The 6848-nt window shown below is 59.1% G+C and carries 9 protein-coding genes; 7 read left to right on the top strand and 2 right to left on the bottom strand.

The annotated features are described in order from the left end of the window. On the bottom strand, nucleotides 1-667 hold a 667-nt coding region (locus E0F99_RS28075), incomplete at its 3' end, for a LysR family transcriptional regulator (RefSeq protein WP_130909065.1). A gap of 109 nt (nucleotides 668-776) precedes the next feature. On the opposite strand from E0F99_RS28075, the gene E0F99_RS28070 reads away from it, so the two are divergent. From E0F99_RS28070 to E0F99_RS28045, 6 genes are all read left to right on the top strand, one after another. Next, nucleotides 777-1862, top strand: a complete 1086-nt coding sequence (locus E0F99_RS28070; RefSeq protein WP_083357696.1) for a TauD/TfdA family dioxygenase — start codon at nucleotides 777-779, stop codon at nucleotides 1860-1862. A gap of 4 nt (nucleotides 1863-1866) precedes the next feature. Further along, nucleotides 1867-2625, top strand: a complete 759-nt coding sequence (locus E0F99_RS28065; RefSeq protein ID WP_130909064.1) for a sulfite exporter TauE/SafE family protein — start codon at nucleotides 1867-1869, stop codon at nucleotides 2623-2625. A gap of 15 nt (nucleotides 2626-2640) precedes the next feature. Then, nucleotides 2641-3120, top strand: coding sequence for a YbaK/prolyl-tRNA synthetase associated domain-containing protein (locus E0F99_RS28060; protein WP_083357698.1), 480 nt, complete (start codon nucleotides 2641-2643; stop codon nucleotides 3118-3120). 127 nt (nucleotides 3121-3247) lie between these two features. Beyond that, nucleotides 3248-3763 (top strand): hypothetical protein, encoded by a 516-nt coding sequence (locus tag E0F99_RS28055; RefSeq protein WP_130909063.1) that lies wholly within the window; start codon nucleotides 3248-3250, stop codon nucleotides 3761-3763. A gap of 133 nt (nucleotides 3764-3896) precedes the next feature. Then, nucleotides 3897-4130, top strand: coding sequence for a hypothetical protein (locus E0F99_RS28050; protein WP_017136893.1), 234 nt, complete (start codon nucleotides 3897-3899; stop codon nucleotides 4128-4130). 424 nt (nucleotides 4131-4554) lie between these two features. Beyond that, complete coding sequence (locus E0F99_RS28045) at nucleotides 4555-5130, top strand: nucleotidyltransferase family protein (RefSeq protein WP_083357700.1); 576 nt, start codon at nucleotides 4555-4557, stop codon at nucleotides 5128-5130. On the opposite strand, the gene chrA is transcribed toward E0F99_RS28045, so the two are convergent. Further along, nucleotides 5117-6325 carry a chromate efflux transporter gene (gene chrA, locus E0F99_RS28040; protein WP_130909062.1) on the bottom strand — a complete coding sequence of 403 codons (1209 nt, stop codon included), beginning with the start codon at nucleotides 6323-6325 and terminating at the stop codon, nucleotides 5117-5119. The genes E0F99_RS28045 and chrA overlap by 14 nt on opposite strands. Nucleotides 6326-6522: 197 nt before the next feature. Here chrA and E0F99_RS28035 point away from each other — a divergent pair. Continuing rightward, nucleotides 6523-6848: TspO/MBR family protein (locus E0F99_RS28035; RefSeq protein WP_130909061.1), on the top strand; the 326-nt coding region annotated here is incomplete at its 3' end.

Raw genomic sequence — 6848 nt, 5'->3', positions numbered from 1 at the left:
TGAAACGAAATTTTGGATGAACCCGAAAGCTGATGGCCTGCTCCTCACTGCGAAAATTCCACTCCTTGAGAATCCGCGGCGCCGTATGCAGGATCAGCGAATGCGACTCCAGTGCCTCGATGGAGTCGGGCATGCCGTTGCGCTCCAGGTAGCCTGGGCTGGCATACAGATAACGTGAGTAACTCCAGAGCGCAAAGCCGATCAAGTCGCTGGATTGTGGAAACGCGCCGCGAATCGAGAAGTCCAGCTTGCTCTTGGCCGGGTCGATGATCGCATCGGTGAAAATCACATCGATGTTGACGTCTGGATAACGCTCGCAGTATTGCGCGATCAACCGGGGCAATACCCCGTGTCCAAGAACCTCGGGGGCGGAAAAACGGATCCAGCCCGAGGCCAGGCCGCTGAGACCGGCCAGGTCTTCATCCACCTCACGTTGCAGGTCGAGCATTTTGTACGCGTGGGGCAATAAGCATTCACCCGCTTCGGTCAAGCTCACGGCATTGGACGAGCGATTGAACAGCTTGAGCCCCACACTTTCCTCCAGGGCTTGAACGGCGCGGGTCAGTGCGCTGGGGGAACGCCCCAGCGTCCGTGCCGCGGCGACGAAGCTGCGCTTGCGAGCCACGGTCGCGAAGGCTTCAAGTTCCCCCAACATATTCAATGCCACTCTCCACCTCATTGCATTTTTCACAACGCGGCATTGCAACACAAAAAAGGCCCTTGCGTTAACCTTCCCGTTCAACCCACAAGGATGGGGCAACCAGGAGCGCAAGGACGTGTCGAAGCTGGATGAAGTAATCGGGGAAGCCGCAGCGTGTGCTGATGAAGTAATTCATGAATGGCTGGAAAAAAAATCAGTGACATCGACCCGACGGGAGATACCGCAAATTCATCTGTCGCTCGAAGAGAAACGTACACTTCAGGCCGGTCTGGCATCGCTGGACGTGACCGATAGCGCCTCGGGTATCCGCCACATGCCGGCCCTGGGGCTGTTGTTGGAAAGTGTCCTGTGCGCTGAGAAAATCCAGCAGCTACGCAGTTTTCCACAGGCCCGTGAAGTGGCGATGATCGTCAGGGGGCTCCCGCTGGACCCGCAACTGCCCGCCACGCCCTATGACCTGGAGCCGGGTATCGAGAACGTGTCGACTCTGGCCGGGGCTATTTTGTCCGTGCTGCAAACGCTGCAAACCCGTCCGCTGGCGTACGAGGGTGAAAGCAGCGACACAGTGTTCCGTCACGTATCGCCCAAGCACAAGCGAGAGACCGAAAAGAGCTCCTATGGCTCGCGCGCGGATCTGGGCATGCATGTCGATAACCCTCACCTGCCTTTGACCTGTGAACCCGTCTCGCAGTTGTCGGCCTGTCCGGAGTACCTGTCCCTGACCGGCCTGCGCTGCGAGCTCGACGTGCCGACGCGCATCGTCGCCATTGACGAACTGCTGGCCATTCTACCGGCGTGCGTCGAAGAAGAATTGTCACGACCGAATTTCACCGTTCGCCGACCGGCTTCCTTCGGCAAGCAGGGGAATGTGCTGGAAAACGTACCCTTGCTGTACACAAGCGCAACCGATGGCCTGTATTGCCGCTACAACAAAGCGAGTGTCGAAGCGACCTGCGCCAATGCGCAGTTTGCCCTCCAACTGTTCGCTGCCGCCGCCAATCATCCCGATGTCGTGCACCACATACTGCTGCAGCCAGGGGACATGCTGATCTTCAAGAACCAGAAAACCCTGCATGCCCGAGATGGTTTTACACCCCGCTACGACGGCCGAGATCGCTGGATGTTGCGTGTCTTCGGGGTCAATGATCCGGCACGCGTGGTGCCGCTGGACCCTCATCAACCCTACATAGTCAGAGCCTGATTTCATGGTCGATATCGTCATCCTTTGCGTGTTCGCCTTCGCCGCCGGCCTGATCGATGCGGCGGTGGGCGGCGGCGGACTGATCCAGATTCCCGCGCTATTCAACGTGCTACCCACCGCTCAACCGGCGGCGCTGCTGGGTACCAATAAGGTCGCGGCCGCTTGCGGCACCGCCTTCGCGGCCCGGTCCTTCGTGCGCAAGGTGGTGATCGACTGGGGGCTTGTGATCCCCGCTGCCTGCGCGGCCTTTGTCATGGCCTTCTTCGGCGCCGCCACGGTGTCGTTCGTACCCCAGGCGATGATCCGGCCGGCGGTGCTGGTGTTGATTGTACTGATGGCGATCTACACCTTCTGGAAAAAAGATTTCGGCGCCCTGCACAAACCCATGCACATCGGTACCAAGGAAAAACTGCTGGCGATCGTCATCGGCGGCGCCATCGGTTTCTACGATGGTCTGTTCGGTCCCGGCACTGGCAGCTTCCTGAACTTCCTGTTTATCCGCTGCTTCGCCTTCGACTTTCTTCATGCCTCGGCATCGGCCAAGCTAGTGAACATCGCGACCAACGTAGCGGCACTGATATTCTTCATTCCGACGGGTAACGTGCTCTACCTGATTGCAATCCCCATGGCGGCATTCAACATCCTTGGCGCGCTCACTGGCACCTGGCTAGCGGTTCATAAAGGCGTGCCCTTTGTCCGGGCTCTATTCCTGGTGTTACTGGTGATTCTGATCAGCAAACTGTCCTACGACCTGTTCCTGTAAACCAGAGGAAACTACATGCATCCCATGTTCGATCGCCTCGTGGCACTACTCGATGCGCGCTCAGCCTCCTACCGGGTGTTGATGCACGATGCCGAGGGCCAGTCGGCGCGCGTCGCCGAAATCCGTGGCACCGAGCCCGGCCAAGGCGCGAAGGCAATGCTTTGCTCCCTCAAGGGGCAGGCCGGACCCTATGCACTGGTGATACTGCCGGGCGACCAGAAGCTGGACATGAAGAAAGTCGGAGCGGCCCTGGGCGGGAAAAAAGCCGAGCTGGTGAAGGCCGAAACCGCCATGGAACTGACCGGGTGCCGGATCGGCGCCATCCCTCCTTTTGTTTTCGATGAGCGGATTGAATTGATCGTCGATCCGGCCTTGACCACAGGCTACGCTGAAATAGCCTTCAACGCGGGGCGGCTGGATGCGTCGATGGTGCTCGATACGCAGGACTATCTGGCGATTGCCGCGCCTCGATTGCTGGATATCAGCCAGGCCTGAGCAGACGTTTTCACAGACGCCGCAAAAAAGGGGACGGATTTATTTTCATATTTCTTAAAAAATAGATCATAAAAATAAATCAGTCGCCTTTTTCATCTGCACGTTTGCAGTGCATGAACGCACAGCTATGACTAAGGAAGTCGCTATGAGAGCGCCAAAAACGTTTGATCTAGATGCGCATGGCGCGGGCTGGTATTCCTGGGAGGATATCAGCAAATGTTTCTGGCCTGGAGCCGGCAAAAAGTCCGTAAAAGTGGATCCCACTCTCGGTCAAATGGTTACATCGAAAGGAATTTATTGTATTGCTTGGAGAGCTGTTGGAAAGGCTTTCCCCAGTAACCCCGCTATTCAGTACATAGGCCAAACCAGCTCGTTCAAAGCGCGCATGAACCAGTTTGGTTGGTCGGCTGGATTTTGGGGTGAGCAAGCGCCAGGGCATTCAGCGGGTTGGCGTTGGGGCGAAAAAAAGAACGATCAAATGTCCGTTGCATTTTTTCCACTGCCCACGTCGGATATTCCAAGGCATATGCTTAATGGCTATTTGCATTGGTATGAAGCGCTCGCTCTAGACACTTATCATCAGCAGAACGGGTCATTGCCATACGTGAACATCCCCAAGAATGGCGTTGTTGTTTTGAGTTAACTCATTGCTGTATGGGCTGTCACCTCTAGCTGCTTGCGGCCGAAAGCAGCCCGTTTCTTTGCTAACCGGTCTACCATGCCACCCCCGGCAGTGATTCCACGCGCTACCGACCACTTTTATTAAAGGTATCGCCATGTCCATTGACCAAATCTCCCTCCCTAAAGGCGTAGGCCCTCACGCCGCCAAGCTCCTCGACGCAATCACCGGTGCCGCCACTCACGAAGAACTCAACCGCGCTGGCGGTAAAGCCGAAGGTTTTGTGCTTGGCCTGGAGTCCACCAAAGCCATCAAAAGCCAAATCGCCGAGTCGTTGTATGTGGCTTACGACGACGCGGCGAGTAATCGGGCGGGTGAGTTGAAGGGTTAACCATCAGCCAGGGCAGGGCGGTTCGCGGTCGAGCAATCGCGTGCTGACGGACGCGAAGGTTTCGTAGTTATTGGTGATCAGGGTTTCGCTGCTGGCGTCGGAAACGACGCTCAAGAGGGTGGTTGGATCCGGTGTGACATTCCCCAGTGTTAATGTCTTGCTTGGGCCACAACCTCATCGCTTGTTAGGGTTAACCGTGGGCGACTAAACCCGATCATTGAACAATTCAGCGACCGAGCAACCTTGGAGACGGCCACCCCAGTGCACAAGCCGGCGGATTCTGACGTAAGCGCAGGCAACGGAGTGAGGCGGCGACGTTTCATTGCGCACTTCAGCGCATTTGCCTACGCTGCCGTTCACACGGCTGACTCAGCGCTGTCGTAAAGTCGGCTTTTACAAAAGGCTCGATGACCCAGGATTAAACATGACTTTGACCGTTGAAACCCTGCTCGAACTGGCCATGGCCAACCCCATCAACGCCGAAATAACCGCGCGTCTGCCTGACCTCGGTGTGGACCAGTGCATGCTCACGGCGGGCTGCCTGTTCCAGGCGGTGTGGAACCATCAATCGAATCTACCCGTCGCTCAAGGTGTGAAGGACTACGACGTTTTCTACTTCGACACGGACCTGTCCTACGAGGCAGAGGACAGCGTCATTCGCGCAGCCGAGTTGCTGTTTCAGGACTTGGGCGTCAACGTCGAGGTTAGGAACCAGGCACGGGTTCATCTGTGGTATGGCGAGCGGTTTGGCCGACCTTATCCGCAGTTGCACACGGCCAAACAAGGCGTTGATCGCTACCTGGTGGCGGGCACGTGCATCGCGCTCCAGGTCGCTACTGGCGAGGTGTACGCGCCGTACGGGTTGGCGGATGTAGAGCAGGGTGTGCTGCGGATCAACCCTCTTCATCGCGAGCCCGAGTTATTTGTGGCCAAGGCCAAGAGTTATCAGGCGCGTTGGCCGTGGCTCAAGATCGTAGCGTCTGGCCCTATCCCAGAATAAGGCTTAATAACCCCCCCAGCCCGCCACTGCCTAGCACTACCAGCCACGGTGGCAACTTCCACACCATTAATGCCACCAGGGCAATCAGAGCCAGGCTGAAATCCCGCGCACTGAAGATTGCGTTGGTCCACACTGGTTGGTACAGCGCAGCCAACAACAGGCCAACCACCGCCGCGTTCACGCCCGCCAGAGCGGCTTGGGTGCGAGGGCTGCGGCGCAGGGTTTCCCAGAACGGCAGTGCGCCCACCACCAGTAAAAACGAGGGTGCGAAGATCGCCAGCAGGCACAGCAGGCCGCCGAGCCAGCCGTTCGGGGGCTGCTGCATGGCCGCGCCGAGGAACGCGGCGAAGGTGAACAGCGGGCCCGGCATGGCTTGGGCGGCGCCGTAACCGGCGAGGAACACGTCGTTGCTCACCCACTCGGTCGGCACGACTTCGGCTTGCAACAACGGCAAGACTACGTGGCCGCCGCCGAACACCAACGCGCCGCTGCGGTAGAACGCGTCGACCCTTGCAAGGCCTTGCCCTGGCGTCAGCTCGGCCAGCAGCGGAAGGCCCGCCAGCAACAGCAAAAAAAGCGCCAGCCACAGTGCGCCCGCGCGACGGCTGAGGGTGATGGACAGGGCGTCATGGGCAGCGGGCGGTGCGGTGCTAAGCCACAGCAGGCCGGCTACCGCTGCCGCGCCGATGATGCCGACTTGGCCCCAGGCCGATGTTTGCAACAGCGCCACACAGGCGGCGATCAGCATCAGGGTGATGCGCGGCGTGTCGGTGCACAGGTTGCGCGCCATGCCCCACACGGCCTGGGCGACCACGGCGACGGCCACCACTTTAAGGCCATGCAGTACGCCGGTCGGGATGACGCTGCTGTGTTGCGCAAGGCCCAGCGCAAACAGGATCAGTAGCAGGGCCGACGGCAAGGTAAACCCGAGCCACGCTGCCAGCGCGCCGCCGTAGCCCGCCCGCGAGAGGCCCAACGCAATGCCCACCTGGCTACTGGCCGGGCCCGGGAGAAATTGGCACAGCGCCACCAAGTCGGCATAACTGCGCTCGCTCAGCCAGCGCCGCCGGGTGACGAACTCGTCGCGAAAGTACCCCAGGTGCGCCACCGGGCCGCCGAAGGCGGTGAGCCCCAGGCGCAGGAAGATCAGGAACACCGACCAGGGGCTGGCGGTGTGATCAGTGGAGGAGGTCAATGCGGGCAGTCTCGATAAGGTCAAAACGGGCTAAAGTGTGCAGGCACCCTAGCGGATTTTGATGACGTGCAGAAGAGCCGGTGCTGTGCGCCAATTGCCATGCCGGATGGAATTTATGCGAGGGCGTTTGAGTCATTGAAGAGGGCAGGGAAAAATCCCGCCCCTCACACACAGCTGACTTCAGCTAAGGACAGACGATGACCTTCTTTATCTTCCTGCTGGCCTGCGCCGCCGCTGCCAGCACGGGCATTATTTTCAAACCGGGTGCGTGGTATGACGCGCTGGTCAAACCCAGCTTCACCCCGCCGAACTGGCTGTTCCCGGTAGCCTGGACTCTCATTTACGCGCTGCTGGCCTGGGCGGGTTACCGCTTGACCCTGATTCCCGGCAGCCAAGAGGTGCTGGCCTTGTGGGCTGCGCAAATCGCCTTGAACACGCTGTGGACACCGGTGTTCTTCGGGGCGCACCGGCTCTTCGCGGGGATGGTGATTATTGTGCTGCTGTGGATCACCGTCGCGGCGAT

Source organism: Pseudomonas antarctica (assembly GCF_900624995.1).
Taxonomy (GTDB): Bacteria; Pseudomonadota; Gammaproteobacteria; order Pseudomonadales; family Pseudomonadaceae; genus Aquipseudomonas; species Aquipseudomonas antarctica.
Note: the sequence above shows the minus strand (reverse complement) of the source record. Positions and strands in the feature narration are given on the sequence as shown.

What these genes read in the sequence shown, in the direction of transcription:
- E0F99_RS28065 (WP_130909064.1), top strand. Translation starts at nt 1,867, where the DNA reads ATGGTCGATATCGTCATCCTTTGCGTGTTCGCCTTCGCCGCCGGCCTG.
- E0F99_RS28060 (WP_083357698.1), top strand. Translation starts at nt 2,641, where the DNA reads ATGCATCCCATGTTCGATCGCCTCGTGGCACTACTCGATGCGCGCTCA.
- E0F99_RS28055 (WP_130909063.1), top strand. Translation starts at nt 3,248, where the DNA reads ATGACTAAGGAAGTCGCTATGAGAGCGCCAAAAACGTTTGATCTAGAT.
- E0F99_RS28050 (WP_017136893.1), top strand. Translation starts at nt 3,897, where the DNA reads ATGTCCATTGACCAAATCTCCCTCCCTAAAGGCGTAGGCCCTCACGCC.
- E0F99_RS28045 (WP_083357700.1), top strand. Translation starts at nt 4,555, where the DNA reads ATGACTTTGACCGTTGAAACCCTGCTCGAACTGGCCATGGCCAACCCC.